This window comes from Spiroplasma endosymbiont of Megachile willughbiella (assembly GCF_964273395.1).
Lineage (GTDB): Bacteria > Bacillota_I > Bacilli_A > Mycoplasmatales > Mycoplasmataceae > Spiroplasma_A > Spiroplasma_A apis.
Genome location: NZ_OZ187005.1, coordinates 509,803 through 525,424, shown reverse-complemented (window position 1 = coordinate 525,424; position 15,622 = coordinate 509,803). Strand labels below are relative to the sequence as shown.

General features: G+C 24.5%; 11 protein-coding genes. All 11 read right to left on the bottom strand.

Annotation, left to right across the window (positions count from 1 at the left end; translation table 4 throughout):
• Positions 1-44: 44 nt before the first annotated feature.
• Positions 45-1,451: a lipoprotein gene (locus ACI2WZ_RS02275; protein ID WP_500245134.1), complete on the bottom strand. Its 1,407-nt coding sequence runs from the start codon at positions 1,449-1,451 to the stop codon at positions 45-47.
• 745 nt (positions 1,452-2,196) lie between these two features.
• Complete coding sequence (locus tag ACI2WZ_RS02270) at positions 2,197-4,974, bottom strand: endo-beta-N-acetylglucosaminidase (protein WP_500245133.1); 2,778 nt, start codon at positions 4,972-4,974, stop codon at positions 2,197-2,199.
• Positions 4,974-5,906: a hypothetical protein gene (locus ACI2WZ_RS02265; protein ID WP_500245132.1), complete on the bottom strand. Its 933-nt coding sequence runs from the start codon at positions 5,904-5,906 to the stop codon at positions 4,974-4,976. Before ACI2WZ_RS02265 ends, ACI2WZ_RS02270 begins: the two co-directional genes overlap by 1 nt.
• Positions 5,907-5,913: 7 nt before the next feature.
• Positions 5,914-6,768, bottom strand: coding sequence for a hypothetical protein (locus tag ACI2WZ_RS02260; RefSeq protein ID WP_500245131.1), 855 nt, complete (start codon positions 6,766-6,768; stop codon positions 5,914-5,916).
• Positions 6,755-7,474 carry an ATP-binding cassette domain-containing protein gene (locus ACI2WZ_RS02255; protein WP_500245130.1) on the bottom strand — a complete coding sequence of 240 codons (720 nt, stop codon included), beginning with the start codon at positions 7,472-7,474 and terminating at the stop codon, positions 6,755-6,757. The genes ACI2WZ_RS02260 and ACI2WZ_RS02255 overlap by 14 nt, the downstream gene beginning before the upstream one ends.
• Before the next feature lie 8 nt (positions 7,475-7,482).
• Positions 7,483-8,802: a hypothetical protein gene (locus ACI2WZ_RS02250; protein ID WP_500245129.1), complete on the bottom strand. Its 1,320-nt coding sequence runs from the start codon at positions 8,800-8,802 to the stop codon at positions 7,483-7,485.
• A gap of 592 nt (positions 8,803-9,394) precedes the next feature.
• On the bottom strand, positions 9,395-9,544 hold the full coding sequence (locus tag ACI2WZ_RS02245; RefSeq protein ID WP_500245128.1) for a hypothetical protein: 150 nt from the start codon (positions 9,542-9,544) through the stop codon (positions 9,395-9,397).
• Positions 9,545-10,292: 748 nt separating this feature from the next.
• The gene (locus tag ACI2WZ_RS02240) at positions 10,293-12,488 is read right to left on the bottom strand and encodes an ATP-binding protein (RefSeq protein ID WP_500245127.1); all 2,196 of its coding nucleotides are present in this window, start codon (positions 12,486-12,488) and stop codon (positions 10,293-10,295) included.
• A 182-nt stretch (positions 12,489-12,670) separates the two neighbouring features.
• A complete protein-coding gene (locus ACI2WZ_RS02235) occupies positions 12,671-14,428 on the bottom strand; it encodes a chemosensory receptor (RefSeq protein WP_500245126.1) in 1,758 nt (585 codons plus the stop codon).
• Positions 14,429-14,954: 526 nt separating this feature from the next.
• Entirely contained in the window at positions 14,955-15,119 is a 165-nt protein-coding gene (locus ACI2WZ_RS02230; RefSeq protein ID WP_500245181.1) for an IS3 family transposase, read from the bottom strand.
• A 349-nt stretch (positions 15,120-15,468) separates the two neighbouring features.
• The gene (locus tag ACI2WZ_RS02225; RefSeq protein ID WP_500245125.1) at positions 15,469-15,615 is read right to left on the bottom strand and encodes a hypothetical protein; all 147 of its coding nucleotides are present in this window, start codon (positions 15,613-15,615) and stop codon (positions 15,469-15,471) included.
• Positions 15,616-15,622: the final 7 nt, after the last annotated feature.

Sequence of the window (15,622 nt, the reverse complement as noted above, 5' to 3'; positions counted from 1 at the left end):
AATATTTTGTTATTATTAACTTTTTTTCAGAGTATTTAAAAAACCTAATCTTCTTTTGTGATTTTAATAGTTACTGGACCACCAACAAACTTAGCTTTTTTAAAAACATCAGCCTTTTTAACACTTATAGTAAAAGAATTTTTATCAGTTGATATGTTCAACATAAATAAATTTAAAAACTCATTTTTGAAATCTTCTTCACTAAAACCAAATACACTATCCATTAAGGCCAAATAGAATGAGTCATCGTCTGTAATTTGAGCACCGAACCCTTCAGTATCGGATTCAAATAATGCATTGATAATATTTTTATTATTTACTTCTTCATCAGTGAACAAAATGATACTATCAACGTTTTTAAACACATATTTTTCTATATCTAAATATGAAACTGCAGTTTCATCAATTTTATAACTAAAAGTAATTGTTAGTTTATCATTATTTAGTTTTACACGACTATTAAATTTATTTGTTACTTCGATACTTCCAGATTTATTAGATTTATCATATTTTAGTATTCCAAAACTAAGATCTTGATTCTCAACTGCACCTTCAGCATCAGGATTGTCTTTTATAAATTGTTTCTTTACTGTATTCAAAATTATAGTTTCATTTTCTAAAGCAACAGTAACTTCACCTAATTCAGTTTTAACTCCCTTAAGGTCTTTTTTCTCTGCAACTTTAACATTTGCTTCACCCGAAACTGTATAACCATCAATGTCATTTTCATGCCCGTCTTTTATAGAAATTTTGATTGAATTTATGTCTTTAGTGTTATTATCAATAATTTTCACCCCATTACTATCTAGGAAATCGATGTTTACCATAGAAATAATATTATCAACGGATATATTGAAATTTAACCCCAAACCATTAGCATCCGCTAAGACTTTGGTTACATAAGTTTTTACAGCGTCTATAATGCCATTTTGATCTTTAATTTTTCCTGGTTCCAGTGATAAATAACCTTTATTACCATAGTTTCCAGTTACCATTTCCGCAATTCCACTGTGATTTATTGCATCTTCTATTAATTTTAAATCAAATTCAGCTCTATCATTTGATTCTTCGCTAAATATTTTTATTTCAACAGAGCCAACTTCTTTATCATTAAGTTTAACAGTTAATGCTTCACTAATATTGTCTTCAGGTAAATCATTTTTTAATGAAACTTTATAAACAACTTTTTTTGTCTCTTTATTTGTTTCTTCAACTTTTAACAATGAATCTTCACCTTTATTACTTGATACTGTAATTTTATCTGCACTTGCTAGATCTTTATTAAGTTCAACAGTTAAAGTGGTTGAGTCATTTTTTGACCTTAAGCTATTTTTCCCTAAAGAAACTTTACCAATAGATTCAGCTTCATTTTTTTTGCCACATGATACAACAGATACACCTGTTGAGGCCACCATTCCTAGTGCGCCTAATAATCCTAATAGTTTTTTCATTTTTTTTCTCCTTTTGGTATATTAATATTTAATACACTTATTAATATGATACACAACAAAGTGAAAATAATTATCAAAGTAAAATGATTTTTAAAATTTAGAAATATTTTAAAAATTAATTTTACCACTAGACTTTTTTACATAGTGTAGTAAAAAAAATCATATGCTTGTTAAAAAGGTTTTAGTTTTTCGACTTTTATTTATTTATTTATATATCAATAAAATTTGATTTTTAATTAATTTTTTAAAATTTGATAAATTTATCTTTTATATAAAAAGTTCAAATTATTAGTTTTTCATCTCTATTAAATTTTCTAATTAGTTTGATTATGTACATAATCAAATGTTTTAAAACATATTATTGACGTTTTTTTCATAATTGTAATTACCTTCAAATTATGGCATTGTTTCAATCCTTAACCTCGGCAAAGTATTTATAATTACCATTCTTGTTCTAAAATTCTTAATATATTTTAAGTATAGCAACTATCAACTTTAGCTAATAATACACACAGTTCTATTTTAATCAAAATGAATGTGTCTTCAAATTGTTGAAAATAATTACAAATTTTAATAAAGGTATGTTTTTAAAATCCTATTAATATCAAATGAATTAAGGGACTTTTGAGATATTTCAATTCTTTGAATCAAAAATGAAGTTAGTCATAAAAAAACACCTATGATAAAATCCAACAATAAAAAGAGTCTCTTTTAATCGCTAATTTTATTTTAGGTGTTCAAATTTTTAATAATTATAATTTGTATCGATTTTTGAGTAAAAAACTTTATTAGGTATACCTGATTTATTAACTGGTTGTATTCCTATATAGATAAAATGGTCTTCATTATCGTTCAACTCTCTTAAATAGTACTTATTGATGGTTGTCTGACCAAGACGATATCAATTAATCCCATCATTTGAATAAAAGATATTGAAGTAATCACTATCCTTATTGTCTATATCTCAATTAAATCTTATATTTACATTGTTATTGTCAGATGATCTTTTAACAACATACTCGTTTTTTATTTTTTTTACCGTAGTTTCATTAGTTGATTGCTCAGCATCCAAGTTTTTAGAAATGTTAAATCCACCAACAGAATATAAAAACTTAGTTTCATTAGCAGGATTTATTTTAAGTCCTAATTTAGCAATCCTATTTCCACTATTAATACCTGATAGCTTACTCAAATCAGCTGTAACTTTATACCAACCATCATTAATTTCTGTTATTTTTGTATCATCAATGACTTTTGGTCCTTGATTTTCATTTGATGTTGTATAAGTTATTTTGGTGTTTTTATCATTAATGATGTCATTTGACTTTGTATCACTTTTACTTTTTTTGACAAAATAACTAACATTGTAATTGTTTTTACTTAGATTAGTTCCCATTATATTTCAATAATAATCTTGATTTGGGTATCATATACCTGGTTTTACAACTCCATCATTATCAAAGTCATAACCCATACCAACAGAAATGGAATTACCTTTCATGTAAGGATTGTAATAATCATAATATGGTGCTAATTGCCCTTTACTTGTAATTGTACTTACGTTTTTCTCACCATCTAGAGTATCAATTTTAATTGTATCTTGAACTTTTTCTTTACTTCAAAAATCTCATTGATATGTTGGCATAACATCTCCTAAGCGAGAATTTGTTCAAGGAGTAATTTTGTCATAAAGTGCTTTGCCTTTACTATCTCTGTTAATAAATTTAATTCCCGAACCAGTAGAAAAATAAGTTGTCATTGATGGATCATTTTCAATTTCTTTTGGTTCTTTGTTACTGTAACTACTGTAATCGTTATCAATAACTGTATCTGCTACTACGGTTTTCTCTAAAAATGAACTCCCTACTCCAACACTATATTTGTAAACATTATTCTCACTTCGTTTGAATAAATAATCGATAGGAGAAATTGATAAACTTTTATTAAATTTTTTGAAATCAATTCTTGGATCGTATTGATAAAGTTCATCAATATCTTGTTGTCCTTGCGAAATCATATCAGTAAAACCTTTCTGATCGTTTTCAAGATAACCATTTTTTCCAACCATTTGATAAGTTGAGTATAAATTTGATAATTCTTGTTGCATTAGTAAATATTTATACTCGTTTTGATCATTTATTAAGTTTTCTGAATTAGCTCAGTTTTTGAAAGATTTAGCATACTCATTAGCACCACCTGAACCAAATATTGAAAAAGAATTATTAGCCTTTTCTAAGTCATATCTATTGTACTTATCTTTATTAAATATCAAATTTTTATAATCAAATGCACCAAGTCCAGGTATTGTTACACTTTCGTTTAATAGTGTATATAAATCTTTTCTTTTTTCATTATTACCAGCGTGTTCTTCTTTTATATATCTATCCAGATTAGGTGTGCTTTTAACAAAATCTAATTGGAATGCACTTGCACTTTTAGCTGCTTCAAAAGTTTTTCTAGAGTTAGGTTTTTGAGTTACGGGGTCATATTCCAAAGAACTATCATTAGTATAATAAATTATACTTAATTTTCTACCTAATGACCACTCCAACTCTTTTGCTCTTTCATTGAATTGCTCCATAATTTTGTTAATTTCACTATTCTCAATAACGTATCCATCACCTTGAGAACCATTTGCTTCGTTATTTATTATTCAGCCATCAAAGTTTAAATCAATACATTGTTGTATTAAAATATTTACCATTGTAAAAACACCATTGGGATCTGTTGTCAAAATTGATTTTAATGATTCTCTTGTTAAATCTTCTCATCCTGACATATATCATAAACCTAAAACAGGAACTCCGTTTTTGTGCATATAATCAGTATAATCGGCAAATGATGGTGTTAATCAACCCTTGTTAGTAATTGCGGGTCAAGTATACATTTGGTGTGTGTAACTTAAATTAGTTAAATTACCCCCGAACGTATTTTTAGTTCCTACAATTGAACTTGAAGAATTTGAAGGGTCATGAAAAAAATTAAAAAAGGTTTGTTTTTGTTGCGTATTTACAGTTTTTTTAGCAACATAGTTTCTACCTTTTAGTTTTTGACTAGCCTTATTATAATCAAGATCCATATCAGTTCCATCGTTTCAATCAGGTAGAGAATTGATGTAATTAAATTTACGAGATCTTGATTCAAAACCGAAGTCCAATCATTTATTACCATTCGGACGATATGATTTTATTATCGGAGAACCAGTGGTTGCTTGTTTTTTTATGAAGTTTGCACCTTTATATGAAGTAGAATATTTATCATAATTAAATATTTTATCTACTGGGCCTTGTTCTCCTTGTACACTTTCTAAAGGTAATTCATCATTGGTGATTTTATTTCCAAAATCATCATAATACCAATTGTATCCATCTCCATCACTTGTTTGTCCTGTTTTTCAATTGAAATCATCAAAAGATTCTAAATGCGCTCTTGTTGAAAACTTTCCAATATTACAAGAAATAGCATTACTTGAAACACCAACAATAACACTAGTTGACATTAATAAACTAAGAATTTTTTTCATTATTTTATCCCCTTTTTAGTTAGACTTTTTGCAACTAATCAAAAAGTTGCTATTCATAAAAATGAATTAAATAAAGCTATTGGTAAAACAAGTTCGGCTTTATTAGTTAAGAATGTAAATGGTATTTCTAGTTTTGGATTAAAAATAGTTTGTAAAATATTATATTCATAAATATATGTATTTGTTAATAATGATACTATTGTTCATTGAAATGATTTAATAGGTAATAAATAACCTAAAATATTCAATACAATATTTGAATTACTATTCGACAAATCGTTAACATTTATTATGCAATCACCAAGAAGTAAAAATAAAATAACAATAATAAAATTAATTGCTTGTACAATAACTAATGACTTACATAAATTACAAATTATATAAGAAATAATTAAGATACAAAATAAATATAAGAAGAACATCACTGCAGTTAAGGTTATTGAAAATAAAAATCCACATGCTTCTGCAAAGGTTCCTTTAACAAAAAATAATTTTGGTAAGCTTATAAAGTAATTATTAAAATTTTGTACTCTTAAAACTAGATCGAATAAGTTTAAACAAATTATCAATGTCAAGAAAGAAAGCACTGTCATAACACAAGTAACCAAAAATATTGATGAATATATTCTTCATCTACTAATTAAAAAGATTTTAGATTGCTTTACTAAGACGCTGGCTTCTCAATTTAATATTAAAAGTGAGAATGTGAAAAACGAAAATGTGAAAGGAATTATAAATAATTTAGTTATTTGTCCTAATTGATTTGAATAATCTTTGAAACCAAAAGAAGTCACAAGTAAGTAAATCAAAATAGAAAGTAAAACAGGAAATATTATTGCAGTTAAATAAACTTTAGCTGACTTGAATGTTATTTTAAAAGTATAACTAAGTAAACTAGAGAATGAAACTTTTGAAATATTTATTTTTTCCATAACATACCTACTTTCATTTAAAGAATCTTATTGATAAATATATCAATAACCCTAACACAATTATTGATATCGTTATTAATGCATACAAATTATTCAAGAACATGAAACTTTTTTTAGACTGCACTACTTGTTCTATTCCACCAAAATCTATAAAGCTAAATGATGATGTGATTAATAATATTCAAACCATATATTTAGTTATGCATAGATAACCAAAATAATTTAAAAATCAATTTTTTCCTCCAATTAGTGAAGGTATTGCTACATCCGACATTATCAATGATATTAATATAACAACTAATGGAACTGAAGTTCTTATCAATTTTCCTTTAAGTAAATCCATTACGATTACACTTAAACACAAAATTGCAATTTCTATAAAAACTAGAACTATTAAGTATCAAAGTCAGTTTCATCATAATAAGTTACTCATATAAACAAAGTTTATTTGTAATTGAAATTTTGACATTATAAACAATCAAAGAATTGATAACAATGAACTAACTAGAGTAAAAAAACTAGCGCATATAATGAAAGAAAATATTATAGAAGTTCTTTTTATTCCAACAAACTTAATTCTTTTTAAAATAGAAGTGTCTTTCAGGTTTGATAAGAAAATTGCAAAATAAGCACCTGTTATAAAGGCTGGAACTAATAAAAAGCTTGCTAATTGTGGTGGTAAAAGTTCATATGTTTTTGAATATGTTGAATATGCATAAGCAAACACAGAAACTAAAATGATTGAAGATAAATTTATGATAACTCATGCTCTTTCATTTCTAACACTTAATGAAAAAGTAACTGACAACATTTTTTTAAAATTTGTTAAATTACTTTTAGTAAAAAAATTATTGTGTTTCATTGTTAATTTCCTTAAAGTATTTATTTAAAAACAAACGAACTGAACCATGTTCTTTTACAATGTCAACTACTTTAGCGTCTTTATAAATTTTTCCTTCATTTAAAACAATTACGCGTTTGCAAATTTGTTCAATTTCTTCTGGAATATGTGAAATTATTATTAAAGTGATGTCTTCTTTCTTTTTAAGTTCATCAAAAAAATTAATTAGTTTCATTTGCATTTTTAAATCTAAACCAGTGATTAACTCATCTAAAATTAATATTCTTGGTTTTTTTATAATAGATAACAAAGAGTTAAATCTTTGTTGTTCACCACCTGAACATTCATTTAATCTTTTGTTAATGATGTTTTTTACTTCAAAAATATCTATCAATTCATTGATGTATTCACTACTTGATCATTTTTTGCCAACTAAAAGATTTAAAAGATCGACAGCCCTTGTATTAAATGGTCAATCTCCTTTTTGAAATTGGATACCAATGCTTTCTTTTAATTCCTTGTCAGTTTCATTATTTTGGTTCAAAAAGAGAACTTCACCACTTGTTTGCTCGTTTATACCAGCGATTATTTCAACAAGTGTAGATTTTCCGCTTCCATTAGCCCCTAAAATACCGATGCTTTCGCCATTTGGAATTTCTAAATTGATGTTTTCTAAAACGATTTTATCTTTATTATATCTCTTTGTTAAATTATTTATTTTAATCATAAGTACCTCTAACTCATTTTTTCCATAGCAAATAGTAAAAGATTTCAGGTTTTTTTAACAAAATCTTTTATTTGTTGATTAAGCTCTACTCAAGGATTAAATGATAGTTTTGTTCTATTTTCGATATTATTATTTGTATTTTTTATTTCGTCAACAATTACTGGGTCTTTTCCATTAATGTCTTTTTCAAATTCAATTCAATTATTTTGATCATAACTTATATAAATATAACGTGAATCAGCGTCGTCATATTTAAATAAAAATATTCTTAAGTCATAGTATGAATTATATTTGTAAGCGTAATATAACAATGAACCAGGAGTAGCTCCTCCACCGCCACCTTCTTTGTGAGAGAATACATTTTGAATTCCTTCTAAAGGAGGTGCTTTAACGTTATACATGTTTGATTTAGGATCAATAAAATTAATATAACTTAAGGCGATTTCTATATAAATTTTTATAAGGTTATTTGCGATGTAACATTGTAAATTTTCTTCGTTTGAATTATATTGATTTCAATCTCATAGTTTATATTGAATAAACTCATTTGAGAAATGCTTCAAAATCGAAATATTGACTGTTTTTCTATGGTAATTAGGATCATAAACAGTTAATACATCTTTAGGTTCTTCTTCATTAACAGCAATTAAATTTATTGGAACTACTTGACTATTTCATTTTTCAATTGTTTCTTTATTAACAACCTTTGAGTTAGATTTGAAATAGATGTTATCTGTTTCATTTAAATTATCTAATTTAAAATAAGTTTTACCCTCATATTCGTAAGTTTTTTCTTTATCAATATTTAAAATCTCTAGTAATTCATTATTGTCAACTTTATTCAAGTAAACACTATACCCTTTTTTCTCTAAAGCATGAAAATTACTAATTTCGTATCTACCAATTTCATTTAATTCAGAAGCTGCAGGAGCATTGTGCCCCATTACTTGTAAACCAAGATAAATAGCATCAGTTAGTTCACTTTTTACTGTAATTGGTTTTTTAGCTTTAAAATCAGCATTTAGGAAATTCATATCACCATCTATGACTTTTTTCATATTATTATTTAAAATTACTTTGTAATTTCAGTCATAAGCAGCTGTATATTTATTTGAGCTTTCAGCAAGACTTTCTAAACTAGAACGATAACTTGGTTCCAACGGAATATCTTTAAAATCTAACAAATTACTTAAAGAGTTTAAGTTTTTATTGTTATTTGAATCCACATATTGTTTAATTAACGAAACACTAGAAAATAATGGTATTGTTAATACACCGCTTAATGTTATTGGTAATAAATATCTACTTCTTATTTTTTTCTTTTTCATATAATTTCTCCAAAATTGATTATATAAGTTTACAAGGACAATGTCAATCATAAGTTTCGTAACATTTTTAGTGTTTTATTAAACTTAATATCATTTTGGGTAAGAAATATCCAAAAAAAATCATGATATATGGGTATTTATGCTGAAACTTGACAACAGTTGCTCATAACCCTTTCGAATATAACCTAATCTTTTAAAAGTGTTCACATTTGATTGACTACACATCTAGAATTAATAAATACAAGATTATTTACTACTATTATTAATTCTCAATTGTAATTAAAAGGCTCGGTAATCTTATAATTTCATCAATAAGAGCAATTATATATTCTTTAAATTTTTTTTCTTAGCTTAGAGTTAGATTCATCATTCGTTATTATATTTATATATAGTCTTGTAATACTTTTCATTATTTCTAAATTTCCGTCAGTTCATTAATTTTTTTAAAACTCCATTCTTGATTTTTAATCACTTTTTTTAAGTTCTGCATTTTTTATCTTTTGGATCTTTTGAATTGATTATAATATCTCCATTGTGCTTATTGTTTTTTTGGTTTTTGAAATAAGTGACTTATTACTAAAAACTTCTCAATCTACACACATTCTTCTAACTGTTGAATATAAATATTGTACATTTTTGATAGGTCTTTATAAGATAAATTTTTATCAAAATGCTTGATAATCAACTCTTTTTTAGTCTCAAAATTTAGGATGTTTGATTTGTTTCCTTTTAAATTAGCCATATAAAAAATTCTCCTTGTATAATTTTATGTTTTTTTAACATAATGTATACATAGAGAATTATATTCATATGACAGAGCACACTTATATTTTATTATTATTCTTATTTTGTTGTCCACTACTCTTTTATTTCAAAAATTGCGTTATATTTATTGTCTTTCATCTTCTTTTAGTGATAAAAACACTTAAAGAAACCTAAAATACCTTATGCTTTTGGTTTCTTTTTGATTATAATCCTATGTTTATAAAATATTTATTTTAATAATAAAATCATCAAGCTTGCTTTTGTATTCTATAAAGAAGCAATTTTTATATCATCTATTTAATTATTATTACATTGATAAAAAGATATTAAGAGAACTTTGCACAGGTCTTTTACTGCATAAGATGTATTTGAAGTTCCTTTATTCATTTGAATACTTGCAAGATGATTACTTGTCTATGATATTTTTTATGAAAATTACTAGTTTACCTTTTAATAACGTAGTTATATTTTTGTTTTCTAATTCATCAAGAAAGTATCTTTTTACTCACTGCATTGTTTTGTGTAACCACTTCTAAAACAAAGTTCTTCAGCTATCTTAATCCGTTTTTCTACTGCTAAAATTTCTTGATTGCTATTTACTTTATTTTGTATCAATGAAATTTGGTATTAAAAACAACCTTTCAATTGGAACGAATTAACAAATAACTTTTGTTAATATGGTTGCTTTAAGGTTGTGTATTCATTGTTTATATTATGCAATTGTTTTATTTGCTTTTATAACTTGCTTTTATAAAACTTGATATTATTTTATTTTTTTCTTCAACTTCTAAATGTTCGTAAGATTCATTTAAATATAAAATAAATAAACTTATCGGTTCGATTATAAAGTTTTTAAATTCGTTTAACTTTGTACTATCACTAAAGCCATTAAAAACTTCTTTTTTTATTATTTCATGTTCTAAGCAAATTTTTATCAAGATTTTCTTTTCCATTTTTACTAAGTCAATAATTAATTCTGAGTCTACAACTATTTTAATTTCTAAATCTAAGTTATTCTCTTTAAAGTTTTTTTCACTTACTGGTTTTTTTGCATCTAATATTTTGAAATTAATTTCATTACTTTTTATTTCATTAAAGGTTTTTTCGTCGAAATATGAAGCGTACATTGTATAATTTCCAACTTCTAATACTCCGCTTTTAAGAGTATAATTATTTCTTCCATTCATAAAAACTGGTGTTAGAGAGTTCAAATTTTTATTATTAACGAAAAAATCAATTTTTTTTGATTTATTTATATACTTATTAGCTCTTGTACTTAATACAAATTCAAGTATTTCATCTGAATAAAACTCTTTGTCTTGTGGTGATAATGATAAACTTTTTATAAAATCGAAATACTCAACTTCTTTGTTTGTGTTTGTATGAGATTCTTTATTTTCATTTCTATCATTTGGTTTATTTTTAAATGTTTTACTTGAATTTAAAAAACTTAAGTATGTTCCTTTTACTTTTTCAGATATACTATCTAAGACATCTTTATCAATTTCTTGAGAGAAACTTTTTTCTGCAATGATGTTATTAATATCAATAAGGTCTGGTAATTTACAAATTTTTTCTAAAATTGCATCAATTAAACCTTTTGTATCTTCATTTTCTTTTATTTTAGAACGATCTGATGTAAAAAAATTATATTTATCATTTCCCAAAACGTCTAAATTTACAACAATCAATAATCTATACTTTAAATAATCTAGTCCTTTGTTTTTGATTTTTTGAAAACTTTGGGTGGTTATAGTTTGTCCATTAACTACAAAAATCATTGGATTACAATATATATTAAATTGTTTCATTACATCTTGAGCTTTTGAGTCGCTACCTCAGTCTTCTTCTTTTGTAGGAAGGATAACAAAATAATCAATATTGTAAGGTTTATTTTTAAAATTGAAGTCTATTTCGCCGCTGTAGTCTTTTTTAACATATTTTTTATGAGTTTTTAACTTCATAAATGAACCAAAAGCATTTCTTTTTTGCAGTTTCTCATTTAAACTAAAATTTTTCCTATTTTCTGTCAACTTTATGGGGATTTTTACGTTAAATAATTCTGTGTTTATATAATCGATAAATGAAGCTGGTTTTGTTATATCGTTTTTTCTAAACTCTGGACTTATATCTGTGTCTATCATTCTTATTAAAGTTCCAGATTCTTCATTTGTAAATTCTGATAAATAAGAATCTTTTACATCAAAGTCATCTATTAATGAGATTGGTTTATCGTCTTTTACCAAATAAAAGTAAGGTGCATTTTTATAATCTCGAACATTTATCGAAGTAATTATGGTCATGCTATAATTACCGTCTTTTTTTGATATTATTAAAGTATATTTTGCAAAAGGAAGTGATGTTGATCCACCTTGACCAAAAGCACCGATTAAGTACTCTTTATCTCTTGATAATTTATTACCATTATTTAAAGATAATAAAGTATTTTCAAATTCATCTTTATCTACACCGATTCCTTTATCTATAATATCAAATGTTGGTTTAGAAATATTTGTGCCATCGTTCGCAATTAATTGAACCATTCCATCAATATCTTTTGCTTCATTTTGCATATTAATATCTTTTTCTGAAACTATTTTTTGATAACTGTTATAAAAATTTGGAAATGCTTTTTCAATAATTTTCAAAGATAAATTAGTATCTTTAATGTTATGCATTATTTTTTGTTTTTCAATTACAGCGTCAATACCATTAGTTAATCTTTCGATTATACCTTTTTCACCTTTTGTTAATAAATTAATATTACTTACATTTGATGGGTTGTCTCCAAGAACTTTTCAACAATCACCAACATCATTATAATTAATATTTTTTTCTAGATATTTGATAGTAAAGTGATTTTCAATAAAATTTTCCACATCACTAGACTTATACAATTTTAATAATTCTGATAAATTCATAATCATCCTCTTTCAATAACTATATTATACAAAAAAATACAAATTTTGTTTATCTTTGATAAGGCCGGGGTTTTTAACAAAATAATTTATAAATATTAAATGATTTCTGCATATTTCTAGGTATTTTTGTAGAATCCATAAACTATTAACTAAGATAATTTTGATTTTTTACTGCCCTCTTATTAATCAAGTGCTACTTTTCTATATCTTAAGTAAGAGAGACCTCCAAATAAAATAAAAATAGATAAGTAAGAAAAATATAAGGCAAAATAACTTGAAAAACTTACATTTACTTCTTCAAGATCATCTAATTTAATTGGACGGTCATTTTCATCCCTATTTTTAAAATATTTAAACTCTAAAGGAATAGTTGGTGATTCAAAAGTATTATAAAATACTCCTCCCGATAAACTATTGTAATAATATAAACTGTTTTTTGAAAAGTAATTACCAAACTGTAATTGTGCTAATTGATTAAAAGGATTGCTATTTGCATTCCTTTTTAAACCATAAACCAAACTTTGTTCTGGTGATAAATCAATTTTTATGTTTTTTTCATACTTCTGTCTAATGTTATCTTGTCAATTAAAAATATCATATGATATCGAAGACAAGAAATAGTAAAAATCATATTGATCACTTGTTTTGTAATTTTTAAAAGTTTCATCAAAATAACCATCAAGTACAGATCTAGAAATAAATGATTGATTAAGGTATGCAATGGACAATGGTGATTTTTCTAAGTATTCTAAAAAGTAGTTAGAATAATCTTTCAATATATTCAAAAAATTAGAATATTGTTCATTTTTTGATAATCCTATAATTTTATTAATAATGTTGTATATTAAGTTTTGATTTAATGTTTTATAACTAGCATAGTTTTTTCTATAATTGTATACAAAACTATCTTCTAATTTAAAACCAGTTGAATCTGGATTATTAAATAAATGATAATTATCATTAAATAACTTATCCATATCTTTAATAAAATTTATAAAGTTATCACCATAGAGCTTTTTATCATCAGAAGTTAAATTGTTCATAACATATCAATAATTTCCATAAGCTCATTGATACTTGTCGAAACTACCTCTATTTTCATATATTTTTTCAAAGTTTGGTAAAAAATCATTAAAAGTTTTATCTGATTTTAATTCATTATTAAAAGCCGTTCATTTTTGAAATGTTGTGGTGTATGACCCATATCTATATAAATTTATACAGTCATTATATCTAAAAGAGCTAAGTGTACTAGATAATGAAATCAAACAAGAAATAATACTAACAACAGTTAAGACAACTTTTGAATTAAATATCATAATAAAAAAGAATGTTATTGAAAATATCATTATTGCTAAAAGAAAGTAAAAATACATAAAGTTAATAACTTTATGTCTCGTTACTACAAAATAATCATTAATTGTTAATGTAAATAGCGATTGCATTGCTAGTAAAAATAATATTATAGTTAATATAAATGATGTTATTATAACTATTCTTTGAAGATATGTTTGAAATAAGCTTATCCCACCTTTTAATTCAAGATTTATTCTGCCTTGTTTTTTGTCGATATAAAAACATATTGTTGTTAAATAAATAACAATTATTGAAAGCATTAGCATGTCAAATATTTTTTTAAAAAAGAATATTTTGTTAAAAAGATCATTCATATTGTCGAAATAAATATTAGAATTAAAATAATAATTATAAAAAGAAGCTATCTCTAACAAAGTAGATATTATCAAAAAAGTTATTGTAATTGATAATAGCATTTTGTTTTTTATAACATTTTTATAGTTAAAACTAAATAATTTGAAATTCAATTTATTCATTTTATAACTTCGCTCTCTAAAATAATTATAAATATATTTTGTCGAGTATACAAAATGTTTTTTATAAAAATACTTCAACAAAGTTTGAATTTTTTTTTTTTTTTTCATAAATTGAAATCTAAATAAGCATATGCTGGAGGGCTCTTGTGTTTGACCATTATCCTTTTATAATTGTAAAACTCTATATAATTGTTAATTGCTATTTTCATTTTGAGAAACTTATTTTTCTTTAGTTTTATTTTTCACTCTCCTTTTAATGATGAAAAAAAGTTTCACACATTCCATTTTTAATAGAATTACCTGGTCTAGATAATGATATTATAATATTATTTTTTTTTAGCATAACGCTTTGCAAATATAGATGTATATTGATTTCCGTTATCAGAATGGATAATAAGTTTTTTAGATAGATCGTGTCTATGAAACGAAGCTTTCTCGAATGTTTCTGTTTATATCTATATCATTTTTTAAAAATACCTTATGCCTAATATGAATCCCGTGTTTCCGTCTTTTAAAACATTTGAATATGCATTTTTTTATTCAAAGGTATATATGTGAACTCAAAGTTCAATTTTTGAATACAAAGATCAATTTCTATTAACATAATTAGGAGCAAAAGTTTTAGTAATTTCTTTTAGTTTTTTATACATTTTTTTATTCTTATAACTGAATATAACTTGAATAAATTACTTATTCTAGAAACTTTAGATTGACTTACCTTTATTCCTTTGATATTTAAAAATATTTTTATTCTCGACACACCATAAATTCTGTTGTTTTCTATAAAAAGCTTTTTTATTTTATACGCTAAGTTTATATCTATTTTTGTTTTTTAATTTCATTTTATTTTTACTACAGCACGATAATAACTCGCTATGTAATATTGAATAATTCACATAAATTTAAAACTATGAATATGTTATTATGATTTTTATATTTATGAGTTATTTTATAACTTTTTCTAAACCTTCCGTCAGTTTATCGGATTTTTTAGAACCTAATTCTCCATTTTTAATAACTTTAACTTTTTGTTATTTTATGAATTTTCTTATCATTTTGATCATTTGAATTGATTCTAATCTTTCCATTGTACTTATTGTCTTTTCTATTTATTGAAATAAGTTACTTATCACCATCAACTTCTTAATCTAACACATTATTCTAAAGTTTAATATGAAATGTTTTACATTTTTTGATAGGATTTTATAAGAAAATTTTGATCAATTGCTTGAATATCAGCTTTTTTTAGCTTCACAATTAAGAACGTTTGATTTGTTATCTTTTATATTTACCATATAAAAA